This window comes from Chryseobacterium panacisoli (assembly GCF_008274625.1).
Taxonomy (GTDB): domain Bacteria; phylum Bacteroidota; class Bacteroidia; order Flavobacteriales; family Weeksellaceae; genus Chryseobacterium; species Chryseobacterium panacisoli.
Genome location: NZ_VTRU01000005.1, coordinates 154,769 through 169,658, shown reverse-complemented (window position 1 = coordinate 169,658; position 14,890 = coordinate 154,769). Strand labels below are relative to the sequence as shown.

The 14,890-nt window shown below is 37.0% G+C and carries 9 protein-coding genes; 5 read left to right on the top strand and 4 right to left on the bottom strand.

Annotated elements, in window-relative coordinates; all coding sequences use genetic code 11:
* The first annotated feature begins 29 nt into the window (after nt 1-29).
* The 4 genes from FW781_RS18185 (at nt 30) to FW781_RS18170 (ending at nt 6,200) form a co-directional block, all read left to right on the top strand.
* Entirely contained in the window at nt 30-434 is a 405-nt protein-coding gene (locus FW781_RS18185; protein ID WP_149388716.1) for a hypothetical protein, read from the top strand.
* Nucleotides 434-970 carry a DUF922 domain-containing protein gene (locus FW781_RS18180; protein WP_149388715.1) on the top strand — a complete coding sequence of 179 codons (537 nt, stop codon included), beginning with the start codon at nt 434-436 and terminating at the stop codon, nt 968-970. Before FW781_RS18185 ends, FW781_RS18180 begins: the two co-directional genes overlap by 1 nt.
* Complete coding sequence (locus FW781_RS18175; protein ID WP_149388714.1) at nt 967-3,654, top strand: PD-(D/E)XK nuclease family protein; 2,688 nt, start codon at nt 967-969, stop codon at nt 3,652-3,654. Before FW781_RS18180 ends, FW781_RS18175 begins: the two co-directional genes overlap by 4 nt.
* A gap of 182 nt (nt 3,655-3,836) precedes the next feature.
* Entirely contained in the window at nt 3,837-6,200 is a 2,364-nt protein-coding gene (locus FW781_RS18170; RefSeq protein ID WP_149388713.1) for a patatin-like phospholipase family protein, read from the top strand.
* A gap of 171 nt (nt 6,201-6,371) precedes the next feature.
* Here the strand turns inward: FW781_RS18170 and FW781_RS18165 are convergent, their stop codons facing one another.
* From FW781_RS18165 to FW781_RS18150, 4 genes are all read right to left on the bottom strand, one after another.
* Nucleotides 6,372-8,330, bottom strand: coding sequence for a T9SS type A sorting domain-containing protein (locus tag FW781_RS18165; RefSeq protein ID WP_149388712.1), 1,959 nt, complete (start codon nt 8,328-8,330; stop codon nt 6,372-6,374).
* Nucleotides 8,331-8,489: 159 nt separating this feature from the next.
* Complete coding sequence (locus FW781_RS18160; protein WP_149388711.1) at nt 8,490-9,668, bottom strand: acyl-CoA dehydrogenase family protein; 1,179 nt, start codon at nt 9,666-9,668, stop codon at nt 8,490-8,492.
* A 128-nt stretch (nt 9,669-9,796) separates the two neighbouring features.
* Nucleotides 9,797-10,585 (bottom strand): NUDIX hydrolase, encoded by a 789-nt coding sequence (locus FW781_RS18155; RefSeq protein WP_149388710.1) that lies wholly within the window; start codon nt 10,583-10,585, stop codon nt 9,797-9,799.
* A gap of 16 nt (nt 10,586-10,601) precedes the next feature.
* Complete coding sequence (locus FW781_RS18150; RefSeq protein WP_228720229.1) at nt 10,602-11,786, bottom strand: MFS transporter; 1,185 nt, start codon at nt 11,784-11,786, stop codon at nt 10,602-10,604.
* Nucleotides 11,787-11,962: 176 nt separating this feature from the next.
* On the opposite strand from FW781_RS18150, the gene FW781_RS18145 reads away from it, so the two are divergent.
* A complete protein-coding gene (locus tag FW781_RS18145) occupies nt 11,963-14,884 on the top strand; it encodes a SusC/RagA family TonB-linked outer membrane protein (RefSeq protein ID WP_149388709.1) in 2,922 nt (973 codons plus the stop codon).
* The last annotated feature ends 6 nt before the right edge of the window (nt 14,885-14,890 follow it).

Genomic DNA, 14,890 nt, shown 5'->3' with positions numbered 1-14,890 from the left:
ATTTGTTAATAATCAGAAAATTAAAGGTTATGAAAAAACTTTTAAATATTGGACTTTCAGTATTACTGTTTGGCGGGCTTCTGGTTTCGTGTAATGATGACGATTACCATACAATCGAATCTATCGATAAGATCAAAATAGACAGCGTAAAAATCGTCAATGACACGATGGCCGTTTTTGCAATACAGAGCATAAAAACGTATTCCACCTATCCGTCTCATTGTGATGGCTTTTACGGCTATGATTATATTTACAATACTAATCTTGAAAGAACGGTGACTTCCTACAAATATATCACAAACGGGCCTTGTACACAGGGAAGTTATGTAGGAGCCAATCAGATCAACTTCAGTCCGCAGAGAAAAGGAACCTATACTTTTAAATTCTGGAACGGAGGAAATAACTGGATTACGAAAACAATTGTGGTAGAATAATGAGATGGACTTTTGTATTGTGCTTATTGGCCGCTGCGATGGTATTCGGGCAAAAGATTACCTGGGAAGAAGGCAGAAAACTGACCTGGGATAATTTTAAAAGTCCGGTGAATAAGAAAAATAATCCCGATGTAGCAGCGTATACCCATTGCGGATGGGAATTTTCCTCTATAAAATCTTCCAATCCAAAAGCGCCGGTTACCATTACCATTACCACCATATTTAACGAAGAGAAATCCTGGAAGGATATTAAAAAAATAGATGATTACATACTTCTTCATGAACAGAAACACTTTGATATTGCAGAATTATTTGTAAGAAAATTCAGAAAGGCTGTCGCTGAAAAAATCAGGACTTCCGGTGATTATAACAAGTACTTCAAAACAATTTATGACGGGATATCCACCGATTATCAAAACTTCCAGATGGCCTATGACAGAGAAACCCGTCATGGAATCAATAAAGAAAAACAGGCAGAATATAATAATACGATTTCTGAACAACTAGACAACTTAAAAAGCTATCAAGCCCCTTGAAATTCCTCAATAAGATCATTCACGAACTGCTAGCGCAAAACCCGGACCTTTCTGCGTTTAATATCATTCTGCCCGGAAAACGTCCCATTGTGTTTATCAGACAGATCCTGGAGGAAAATAATTATTCAGGGCTTCTTCCCAATTTTTTTACCATAGAAGAACTCATCAATAAAATTGCAGATCAGCAGTCGATTCAGGGAATCCCGCTGTGGCTTTTCTCATTTGATGTGTATAGAAGTCTGAATCTTATTCCCAGGGATGATTTTTCGGACTTTTTGAAGTGGTTTCCTACTCTGCAGAAGGATTGGGATGATATTCTCAAATTTTCAGATAGTGATCAGGCCGTTCTGCAGTATATGTTTGATGAGGAAAGGATCAAAGAATGGGCTCAGGATCTTGGCGAGGATGATGATGTACCCAGAAAGAAGTTTCTTAATTTCTGGCAGAATATGAATGTTTTTCTCCCTGTTTTGAAAGAGAGGCTCCAGGAAAAAAACTGGGCAACTTCCGGAATGATTCATGAGGCAGCTAAAGCTAAGATTGCTGATTTTGCTGAAAATACCAAAGAAGAATTTGTCTTTTGTGGGTTCAACGCCTTTACTCCGGTGGAGGAAAAGCTGGTAAGAGGTCTTTTGAAATGGAATAAAGCGCAATGTTTCTTCCAGGCAGACCATTATTATTTCGATGATGAAAGACAAGAGGCCGGAAAGTTTCTGAGAAATCATAAAACCTGGAAAGAATTTGATGAAAACAGGACTTTTCAATGGATAGAAGATGACTTTAGCCAACCTAAAAAAATTAAAGTATACGAAGTATCCGGGAATGTGACCCAGACCAAGGTACTGCCCGAAATATTTAAGGAAATCAATAATAAAACCTATTCCAATACAGCAGTGGTATTGCTGGATGAAAACCTTCTTCCCGCCAGCCTGGATGTGATGCATGGGGTTGATAATTTGAATATTACGATGGGATTTCCATTGAAAAACTTATCCTTCTCCAATGCTGTGAAAAGACTTTTTTATCTGCAGAAACAGCTGGAAAAAAATAAATCCTCCTATTATTACAGAGATATTTTTCCGATTCTGGAAGAACTGCCTAAATCTGATGAAGACGAGCTGGTTATCAATGATTTTAAAGCCAAAATAGAAGAACGGAATATAGTATATATTTCTAAAAAACTTCTCTATGAACTGCTCAGCGGGTTATCATATTTTAACCTTCTTCAAAAAGCTGAGGGAACCAATGTTTATCTTGATATGCTTATTACGTTCTGTCAGCAGGTAAAATGGCTTGAAATAGACGATATTCAGTATGAGAATGTTTCTCACTTTGAAAATGCATTCAGAATTATCAAAAATCAGCTGACCCCCTACAATATTGAAATTAAAATGGAAACGCTGGAAATTCTGATCAACCAGCATATCAATTCTGAAAGTATAGATTTTCAGGGGGAACCATTGAGAGGATTGCAGATCATGGGATTGCTGGAGACCCGTCTCCTGAATTTTGAAAACGTTATCCTGCTTTCTGTCAATGAAGGAAAACTGCCGCTCGGAAATTCCCAGAATACTTATATTCCTTTTGATATCCGAAGGTTTTTTGATCTTCATACCTTCCTTGAAAATGACAGCATTTATGCCTATCACTTTTACAGACTGATTCAGGATGCTAAGAATGTACATTTGCTATATAACGCTTTAAGTTCCGGAGTGAATACAGGGGAGAAGAGCCGTTTCATTACGCAGATTGAAATGGAGAGCTCACATGAGATTGAACATCTGATTATTGAAAATTCTTCTGAGCCTATTACCACCAAACCTATAGAAATTTCCAAGACGCAGATTGTACAGGACCGTCTTCAGAAATGGAAGGAAAAAGTATCCGCATCCCACCTTACAAGTTACCTTTATAATCCGATTGATTTTTACCTTTCCAAGATTTTGAATACTTCGGAAACAGATGAAATTGAAGAAGAACTTTCTGTGAAAAATTACGGAAATCTGGTCCATTATTCTCTTCAAGAAGTGTATGAGGTATTGAAGGGTAAGGTTTTAAAAGAAAGTGATTTAAAAGATTCAGTTAAAGCAATAGATCAATATATAAATATTGCCATTGAAAAGCTGAAACACCAGCCGGAATTCTATGAGAAAGGAATGAATTATATTCATAAAGCAATTGCTAAAAAAGTGATTGAAAATATCCTTACTCATGATCTTGAATTGATAAAACAGGGAAATAAACTGGAGATTATTGACATCGAAAGAAGGTTTGAAAGCATCGATTTTCCTCTCGACGGAAATGATAAAATCTCTTTCTTCGGATTCATTGACCGTATTGATAAACTGAACGGGACTTTAAGAATTATTGATTATAAAACAGCCAAAATCAAAAATCTCAGTGTAAAAATTGATGGAGATAATGTAGCTGAATATTTCCATAACAGCGAAAGAAAACAGGCGCTTCAGCTTTGTATTTACCATTATGTGGTGCAGCATCTTCCGGAATTTTGGGGATACCCGATCGAAACAGGAATATGGAGCTTTGCAGATGCTAAAAAAGGAATGGTTTCCCTGCAGTTTGACAAAGGAAATATTGATGATGCAATGAAGTCGGTCAAAAGCCTGATTCTTGAAATCCTGAATCCGGATGTTAATTTTGTGGAAACCATAAAAACATATTAAAATTACTTGGTATTTGATTGAGTGATTTGTTTTGATTGAACATCAACAGATTAATTATTTAAAAAGATAGGCTGAAATACATTAATTTTCTTCGTGAGAGCAGCCGTAAAGCAGGCGGTTTTTTGTGTATCTTTACTCTTTATAACTTTTAAAGTTTCAATCGGATACACCAAGAATCACCAATGAAAAAGATCCTGATATTTTTTGCCATCGCGTTCTCTCTTATTATCAAGTCCCAGCAAAAGAATGATTCCCTGAATATTGCCCTTCAGAATGTGACCAAAGACACTAAATTTGGCCTTGCCCTCAGTGGCGGCGGTGCAAAAGGGTTTGCACACATCGGGATTTTGAAGATGATAGATTCATTGGGAATCAAAGTAGATTACATTACAGGAACAAGTATGGGTGGGATTTTAGGAGGTTTGTATGCAATGGGGTATAATGCGGACCAACTGAAGAATACGATCTATAAAATGGACTGGAACAGGATTCTGAGCAATAAAATCCCATACAGCAAAGTCAATATCAGCGAAAAAGACGAGTATGACAAATACATTCTTGAATTTCCTGTAGTTAAAGGATTTCCGACTCTCCCAGGCTCGTATATTGAAGGGCAGTATATGGGAGAAGTTCTTAATACACTTACTTTCAACGCAAAACATATCAATGATTTCAGCAAACTGAAGATTCCTGTTCAGCTTACTTCTTCCGATATTGAAAACGGTGGTCTGATCATGCAGAAGCAAGGCTCTTTACCGCTGGCTATTCGTGCTACATTGGCAATTCCTGCAGCTTTTGCACCCGTTTATATTGATGGGAAGCTTTTAGTCGACGGTGGATTGGATCGTAATTATCCAGCCAATGAGGTCCGGGAAATGGGAGCGGATTTTGTGATCGGAGGGTATACGGGCTTCAGGCTTTTTACCAAGAAAGAAATTGAAAATCCGATGAAGATGATTTATCAGACCCATGCCATCCGCTCGGTAGAGGATTTTAAACATCAAAAGGAGCTGTCTAACGTATTGGTAGATTTTGTAGATCCGCTGGGCGAAATTACAACGAAGGATTTTGCAAAATTCAGGAGGATCATCAAAATTGGAGAGGTAGAAGCGAGAAAACACCTTCCCGAGTTTGTAGCCTTGGCAGAAGCTCAGAGAAAAGCCGGAATTCAATATGAGCATCAGATGATTGAAGAGGTGAAACTGCCTACTGTAAAATTTACTTTTAATGAAGAAGACGGAACTCCTATTAACGATGCTGCGGAGGTTGAAGTGCTTAAAAAGCAAATGGGGCTGACGGAAGGGAAGTATTATGATGCAAAAACCGTAAATGAAGCCATAGACAGAGTATTCGGAATGCGTCAGTATGTAAAGGTGTATTATACTTACACGAATGAAAATGATGGTCTTGTAATGAATGTTTTCGTGAAAAGAGCAAAAAAAGGGGCTTTTAAACTGGCTCTGCACTATGATACGGAACAGTCTGTAGGGATTATTGTTAATTATACTTACAGGAATATTCTTCTGAACAGATCTCGATTTCTGGCAACGGTAGATATTTCCGAACGTTTTAAGGCTAAACTGGCATATCAGCAGTTCTTGGACAGTGGTGAGCGTTTGTGGCTGGATCTGGAAGCTAAAATGATTAATCTTAAAAGTAATGATCTGAACTTCAGATTATATGATGTAAATGATGATGGCAGTGACCGTTTTCCTAACCATATGTACCGAAATATAACCGGAAAGATTGCTTTGAATTATAATGTAAGCCCCAATGCTTACCTGTCACTGGGAACAGAATTCAGTACGGAAAGAATGTATAGTTTACTGGATAAAGTGGATCAGTCGAAAGTGGATAATTACAGTAAGAAACTGTATAACCACAGCAATTTCAACACATTTTTGAAGTTTGAACAGAACAATCTTAATAAAAGATATTTTACTACAAAAGGGAATCATCTTCAGGTGAGCACAAGATTTTATTACGGAGATCAGTATGAGCTTTACGATCTGAATACAGTACAGCCTCTTCTGTATCTGATACTAAATCCTAAAGATTCTTATTATTACGAACCTAAAAACCTTATTTCTTTTACTTTGAATGAGAATTATTTTTATCCGATCACACGAAGACTGACAGTAAAAGCAAATGTGTTTTTGGGAGCAAGTTTTGGATCAAAGAGAGATGATCAGGTTCCCTATCTTTTCCTGAATCAGAAATATAATCTTGGAGGAAGTGAATATAATAATGATCTTTTAAGCCCTGAATTCAATGGCCTTCGTCAGAAAGAACTTCCTATGACTTCGGTTGCTAAGGCGGCGGTATCCCTGCAGTATAGAATTATGAAAAAACTCTATCTTACTCCTTCCTTCAGCTATGGAAAAGTAAGCGAAGAGCTTTCTCCTTTTAATAACAGTTTTGATATGTTTGGGTATGGTGTGAACCTTGGGTATGAATCTCTCATCGGTCCTATAAGTATAAATGTTTCAAGAAACAATCAGCTTGATTTTTCAAGAATCTATTTCAGTATTGGCTTCAAATTTTAATAAGTATCGGACTTTATTGCTTAAATTAAAAATGTAAGTAAGAGTTTTTATTGTTTTTTATATCAGTATTTTATCAATATTTATTGATCTGTTATCCTTGGAAATAAAAAGCACTTCATTGCTGAAGTGCCAAAAATTAACTTGAAATGAGATATAGAAGAGTGATTGATTCTACAGTTTTACTTTTTTATGAATGACTTTTCCATTAGAAAGAGTGAGTTGTACCAGATATACACCGGATTCTAAATTTCTGGATTCAAATAATGGCTTATTGACTTCCTGCTGAACGACCAGAGAACCGGAAATACTGTAAATGCTGATATTTTTAATATCATTGCCGGCTTTTGCAATAATCTGCTGCTTTTGAGTGAAAATATCGGTACTGTTCTCAGAAGCTGGTGTGCCTCCAATTGCTTTATTAAACTGAAGATTGTAATAGGGAGTAACCACTTCAAAAGTATAATTTTTATTTTCGAGATCCTGAACATTGATTCCGCCAGCTTCATGATATTGTTTTTGAGAAATGCTTCTGATCAGGGTTTTATTTTCATCAAAAATATTCACAGTTGTAAGTTCATCCTGATTAACTTTCAATTGTAAAATTGATGAGTTCGCAGATTGTACGATTTCGTTTTCAGCAACTTCTTTAGGTGTATTTTTGATGTATGGAATTATTTTATTTTCGTTGTTTTCTGATACTTTCAATAGATAAACTCCGTCTTTTAAAGTTGATAAGCTATGTTCATTGGCTGTTCTGCTTTGAATTTTTTCTTTATTAAAATCTGTGATTTCAACCAGCTGCATATTGCCCAAATCCGGCTGTATTTGTGAAGAAAAAGGAGCAGGCTTTTCATTAGTTCTCTCTGCTGACTGTTTGCCGAAAATAGATCCTGCAATTGCCCATTCATTAAGAAGTCCGCCACTTCTCAGCGTATTGAATTTGGCATTGGAAGCCAGAGTGAATGGAAGAATTCCTCCAACATGTCCCAGTGGTCCCCAGTAAAAAGAATCCAGTTTGTATTTGTTCAGATCCCACCAAGGATAATATCCACGCTGAACATCAATGGCTTTAGAAGTGTTTTCAGGCGGAATGGCTAAATCAACAGTAGAATGCCCCAATGTCATAGGTGTTTTGTTGTACCAGTCGTAAACATCCTTAGGTTTCATACACTGTCTTAGCTTGTTATTTGGATTGTTGGTGACATCATTTACGAAGCTGGTTGTAAAGAGTTTTCTCCATATCACAGGTCCCCATAAAAGGCCGCCGTTATCCTGAACAACATGATAATTGTATTTGTCAAGATATTCTGCAGAAATGACTTCTGAAATGTTGTTATTATATGTTTTATATCCTGTATTGTTGCAGGTATGAAGAACGTTGGCCAGGAATGAAGTAAACGGGTAAATATCTTTTTCCAGAACTCCTTTATTTAAAGTAACTCCGGAGAAATCATACGGCCCGTCGCCCATATAGGCATATTTGAATTTGATATTATTAGGATTTGAAATGCTCAATCTTTTTAAAGTAGACATTGCAGCGTGGGCTCCCTGGGAATATCCGGCTAAAAAGTATTCATCATAGCGCTTAACCCCTAACTGACCCAGTACTTTATTGGCAGCAGTGATGAAATCTATGGTTGCGCCTGCTTCAGTGGCGTAGTCTACATAAGGGTGAACTCCGTCTCCGGTTCCCATCCCTACATAATCAGGAGCCATTAAAATGTAACAATTGAGTACGTAAGACAATTCAACAACAAATCCTGCTGTTAACGCTCCCTTAAAATTGGATGGAACATTATTTCTGCTGTCTGTTGTTCCGTGATCTGATACCACTGTTGACAATTTGAACCCTACATTGGGATACATAAGCAGTCCTGTAGCTTTTACAAGAACATTGTTTTCATTTTTGGTGTAATAAGTAATCTTGTAGCCCTTTAGTCCCACATTAAAACTGTTCAGATAGCCTGCGAATTCCGGAGCATCCTGATCACCGAGATTATTGGCGATAAAATTAATGACTCCCTGTGGTGTTAAATCCAGTTTCTGTTCCGCACTTACGACATCTCCAGCCTGCTGTGCAAAGTAGAATGGGGCGGCAAGGCCCAGTAAAAAAGTTGTAATTTTTCTCATATTGATGTATTTTGTATGGTATTAAGGTAATGACTTTAATAAATACGTAAAAATATTACGACATCAACAATTATTCATTGAATATCAATTCTCTGCAATGTGAGTAAAATAAAAGAGTCTGGCCTTCGGCCAGACTCTTTTTATATATTTTGTCTTTTTTTAGAAAGCGTTAATTCCCGTAATGTCTAATCCGGTGATCAGTAAGTGAACATCATGCGTTCCTTCGTAAGTAATCACAGACTCCAGGTTAGCAGCATGTCTCATCATTGGGAATTCACCCATGATTCCCATACCACCAAGGATCTGTCTGGATTCTCTGGCAATTTCAATAGCCATATGAACGTTGTTACGCTTAGCCATAGAAATCTGAGCCGGAGTTGCTTTATGGGCATTTTTAAGATTTCCTAACTGAAGACATAATAACTGAGCTTTTGTGATCTCTGTCAAGAATTCAGCCAGTTTTTTCTGTTGAAGCTGGTAAGAACCGATGGGTTTTCCAAACTGTTTTCTTTCCTTAGAATACTGAACAGCAGTACAGTGGCAGTCAATAGCAGCACCAATTACTCCCCATGAAATTCCATATCGTGCAGAGTTCAGACAAGACAAAGGTCCTTTCAGTCCTGTTACCTTTGGAAGAAGGTTTTCTTTTGGAACCTTTACGTCATTGAATACCAGTTCTCCGGTTTTTGAAGCTCTTAGGCTCCATTTATTGTGAGTTTCAGGTGTAGTAAATCCTTCCATTCCTCTTTCAACGATCAATCCCTGTACTTTTCCTTCCTCATTTTTTGCCCATACCACAGCGATGTCGCATAGAGGAGAGTTGGTAATCCACATTTTAGCTCCATTCAAAAGATAATGATCTCCCATATCTTTAAAATATGTTTCCATAGAACCAGGGTCTGAACCGTGGTTAGGTTCTGTCAATCCAAAAGATCCGATCATTTCTCCGGCAGCAAGCTTAGGAAGATATTTCATTTTCTGTTCCTCAGAACCGAATTCGTTGATAGGAAACATCACCAAAGAGCTCTGAACCGAAGCAGCAGAACGTACTGCAGAATCTCCTCTTTCCAGCTCCTGCATAATCAGACCATAAGAAATCTGGTCTAATCCTGAACCGCCATACTCAACCGGGATATAAGGTCCCAATGCCCCGATTTTTCCCAATTCTCTCATAAGATTAGGGATATCTGTGTGGTTTTGAGCGGCCTGATCAATCTGCGGCATAACAAAACTTTCAACCCAGTCTCTTACAGATTGGCGGATTAGTTTGTGTTCTTCAGTAAGTAAAGCATCAATTCCATAATAATCAGGGATGCTTGTAAGAGGATAATATGACATGATTTTTTGATTTGGTTAAAAGTAACATTTTTCGTGGTGTCTTGAAAATTTTTTTGAAAACTTATCTTAAGTTTGGTTTTCAGACAGATAATGCTCTTTTTATTGGTTTATAAAATAAATTCCGTGTTTTAAGCCTCCTCATCATTGGATATAGGATACTGATTGGTAGAATTGTGAACCTTACTTTTAAATTTATAAAGATAGGGAGCTTTATTGGCTGAGCCATCATACAGTTTTTCCAGCCTGTCAAGAATATTTAAGCTCAAAATTTTGCGTTGGAAATTATTCCTTCTGAATTTTTGGCCTAAAATAGTTTCATAAAGAGACTGAAGATCTTTCATCGTAAACTTTTCAGGAAGCAGATTGCTGGCCGCCACCTCTGTATTGATATTCATCCGCAGGTATTCTAACCCTGTCTCTATGATTCTGTCATGGTCAAAAGCCATCTTGGGCAAATTGTTTACCTCAAACCATTCACAACTTTCATTGAAAGCGTCAGGGAAAGTATTCGCCATTGAAAAATCAATAAGGCTGCAATAACCTACTGTAATGAATCTTTGAAAAATCCAGTGATCTTCCGGCACCTCAATTCCTTTATTGTTAAGAAGGATCTGATGCACATTATTTTCTGTACGGTCTATTCTTCCAAACGTATGAAACTGTTTCAGAAATATATCTTTAAGATGTGTTCTCTCAAATAAAACCCTTGCTGCAGCTTCCCTTAAATCTTCATCATTGAAAACAAAACCACCTGGAAGTGACCATAGATCCAGATCGTGATACTTTAAAAGAAGGACTTTCAAAATATTATTATGAAAGCCGAATATAGTACAGTCAACAGATATATGGGCAACAAAATCTTTGGTATCGATAAGTTCCCGAAGTGTTTCTTTACTTTTTGTGTCTTTGATTTTCATGGCTGTAAAAATAAAACTATTTTCTTTTTGAAACGTTAAAAAATACCAAACTAGTCACAAAAAGAAGAATTACGAAAGATAAGATATATAACGGATAAAAATTCAATAATTGTTTTTCAAACAGAACAGCAATGATAATCGAGCTTACAGAGCTGCCCAGTGAAGAAAATATGACAATAAGAGAGGTGAATAAATTTACTTTTTCCTTGTCCATCTGCGCAATCATTTTTGAATTGATGACAGGGTAGAGTGGTGACAAAAATAACCCGATCACCGGAAATAAGAAGAGAATTATCTTTGAATCTGCTGAATCAAAATATTGTACCCCTACAATCACTGTCAATAAAGAAATAATGAAAGCCATGCATGAAAGATAGTAGCCGGGTAATGAAAATCTTCGGATAATGTTGGCTGTTATTGTTCTTCCTGCATAAGAAAATACTGCCAGAAAAGAAGTAGCCTGAAGGGCAAAGAATGAATTGACTTTCAGATGATTTTTATAAAAAGATGGAAGCCAGGAGTTGAACCCCTGTTCTACAAAAACGATAAAAAATATAACCCCAAGAAATAATATTATTGAAGGAGTTACAAAGCCTGAAAGTTCAGTGAATATACTTTTATTTTCCAAAGGTTTGGCCTCAGAAATTTTAATTTTTGATAATAGGAATATCGTTAATGCCGATAAGAAAGCGATTAATAAAAAACAAAATTTCCAGTATTCAGAATATTCACTTGATACCACCCATCCAAAGCAGGTATTGACTACAAAGATTCCGATCATAAAAGAAGCTTCTACACTGTTCATAGTCTTTGCCAGTGACTTTTCATCCGAAATATTGTTCCTGATAATCCCAAAAACACAGATTTTACCAATCGCAAAACAAGCTCCGATGATGGCAAACCACAATTTGAAAAACCAAAAAACTTCTATAAACGGCAGCAGACAAGAACAAAAGCCGACAATTACCAAAGCCGAAATCAATGCTTTTTTTGTTCCCGTTTTATTGATAAAACTTACTGCAAAAAGAGAAATAAAAGCAATGGGCAGGTCTTTAAATGATTCTAAAAAACCCAATTCTCCGTATGTGATTTTCTCTTCGGCCAACTGCAGAATGATCAATCCCATACAGTTCAAAACCATTGAAAAAATAAGAAAGGTAAGTTTTAACGGAAGAGAAATTTTAGAAAGCTTGATGATCATTTTGGGAGACTTCTTTATTGTTTTTTTGTGAAATTTTATGAAATATTGATGCGAAGATAGGGCTTCTAACCCTGAAAAATAAAAGAAAAATTAAAATATTTATGAATAGAATGTTAATTAATTGAAAAAAAATATATTTTTATTGTCTCAATTTGAGAATTAAACAATAACTGTATATGAATGTAAGAATATCACGAAGCGTAGGAGTGGTTGCCGTCCTCTATTTTACGGCCAACTTCAGTGCCCAGACCACCAAGTCGAAGGACACAATTGCTAAAGAAAACAAAATAGACGAAGTTGTAGTGATAGGTTATGGTACTCAGAAAAAGAGTAATGTGACCGGAGCTATAGCAAGTATTAAAGCCAGCGATATAGAAAATATTCCATCCGGTAAACCGGAACAGGTATTACAGGGAAGGGCAGCCGGAGTTTCTGTAGTAACCAATTCCGGACAGCCAGGAGCTGCTGCTACTGTACGTGTAAGGGGTATTACCAGTTTTGGGGCGGGAAGCAACAGTCCTCTATGGGTAGTGGATGGGATTGTGGTGGACAATATCGGATGGCTTAATCAGTCTGATATCGAAAGTATCGAAGTCTTAAAAGATGGAGCTTCATCTGCAATTTATGGAGTTTCTGCTGCAAAAGGAGTAATTCTGGTTACTACTAAAAAAGGGAAAAGAGGAAAACTGACTCTTTCTTACAATGGGTTCTATGGCTTTTCAAATGCTTCAAAAAAACTGGACCTTCTGGATGCTACACAATATGCTAAAATTATCAATGAAGGCTTCGTTAATGATGGACAAGCTCCCAGATTTGCTAATCCGGAATCATTTGGTAAAGGAACCAACTGGCAGGATGCTATTTTCGGGACAGGTGAAAAATCTTCCCATGAAGTAAGCATTACAGGAGGTAATGAAAAATCAACCTACTATACGTCCTTCGGATATTTTGATCAGTCCGGTATTGTATTGAGTGATATCTCTTATTACAAAAGAATCAATGCTAGATTTAATTCAACCCATAAAGTTACAGACTACCTGACGATAGGCCAAACCTTTGCATACACCCATGTGAAGTCCCAGGGAGTAAGTGCAAACGAAGAATTTGGAGGACCGTTGGCTTCAGCAGTTAACCTGGATCCTACCACTCCCGTTGTTGTAACAGATTGGTCAATGGTAGACCCGAGTGGCTATACCAACCCTTATATCATCCGTGATTCTGAAGGCCGTCCCTATGGAATTTCAAGATATGTAAATCAGGAAATGACCAATCCGCAGGCTTTCCGTCATATACAACAGGGAAATTATAGCTGGTCTGATGATTTCGTAGGAAATGTTTTTGCCGAGCTTAAGTTTCTCGATCACTTTACATTTAAAACCAGCCTGAACGGTAAAAAATCCTATTGGGGAAGCCGTTCTTTTACCCCGAAATATTATTTAAGTCCAAACTATAACAATACCAGCTTCAACAGTCTGAATAAGGTGGATGAAAATAAATTTGAGTGGAGTATGGAAAATACTTTGACCTATCAGAATAAGTTTGGGGATCATAATATCAACATTATGATTGGGCAGGGAGTTTACCGATACAACATTGCTGGCGGAGCTAGTTTGACCTATAGTAATCTGCCTATTGATAACTGGCAGGATGCTTCTTTCAACTTTAATATTCCGCAGGATAATATTACTGCAACAGGATGGGATGGAATTCAAACCCGTAAAGCATCTTATTTTGGTAGAATCATTTATGATTATGCGGACAAATATTTATTCACAGGAACAATTCGTAGAGATGGTTCATCAAAATTTGCAACCAATCAGCATTGGGGAACTTTCCCATCTATGTCCCTGGGATGGAATGTTCATAAGGAAAACTTCTGGCCGGAGAACAAAGTAATTAATAACTTAAAACTAAGAGGAGGTTACGGAGTATTAGGAAATGATGAAATGGATAACTTCAGATTTGCAAGCTTCATGGTTTCAGGAAGTAACTATACCAATTCAGGTAATAATATCATCATTGGATATGCACCAAGTACATTGGAAAATCCAAACCTGAAATGGGAGCAGACCAGTCAGCTCAATATTGCGGCAGATTTAAAATTATTCAATAATTTCACTCTTACTGCCGACTGGTACAAAAAGAAAACAACAGATATCCTTAGACAGATCAATATTCCTGGCTATGTAGGAGTTCCGAATTTACCTTGGTCAAACGTAGGAGATATGCAGAATACCGGTCTGGAGCTTGAGTTAGGATATAAAAAGAACTGGGAAGATTTCGGAATTTCAGTGAATGGTAACTTCGCTACGATAAAGAATGAAGTTCTTAGATTGGAAGATGACATTAAATATTTTAACCTTGCTTCTTTCCAAACAATGGGAGCTGTTTCCAGAGTAGCAGTAGGACAACCTTACGGATCATTTTATGGACAGACTTATAGCGGTGTATTCCAAAATCAGGCACAAATTGATAACTATGTAAATGCAAATGGAGTAAAATTACTACCTGATGCAAAACCGGGAGACTTTATCTGGCAGGATAACAACGGAGATGGTAAAATTGATGATGAAGATAAAGTAAACTTAGGAAGCTCTATCCCGAAATATACTTTCGGACTTACAGTAAATCTTAATTATAAGAATTTTGATTTAATGATGTTCGCTCAAGGACAGGCTGGTAACAAGATTTTCCAGGGTCTGAGAAGATTGGATATGCTTGATGCCAACTATCAGACAAGAATCCTAGACAGATGGACAGGTGAAGGTTCTACCAACGATAATCCTAGAGTTACGCGTAATGACCCTAACCATAACTATTCATGGATGTCAAATTATTATCTTCAGAAAGGTGATTATGTCCGTCTGAAAATTGTTCAGTTAGGCTATACTATTCCTAAGGACGTTACCGAACGTTTCGGCATGAGCAAAGTAAGACTGTACATCACTGGAGAGAACCTTGTTACTTTCACAAAATATACCGGTTACGACCCGGAAATTGCAGGAAGAAATAATTCCGAACAGGATATTATTGGTGTAGACAGAGCTTACTATCCACAGGCAAGAACATTCCTGATAGGTGCTAATATTCAATTTTAATGATTA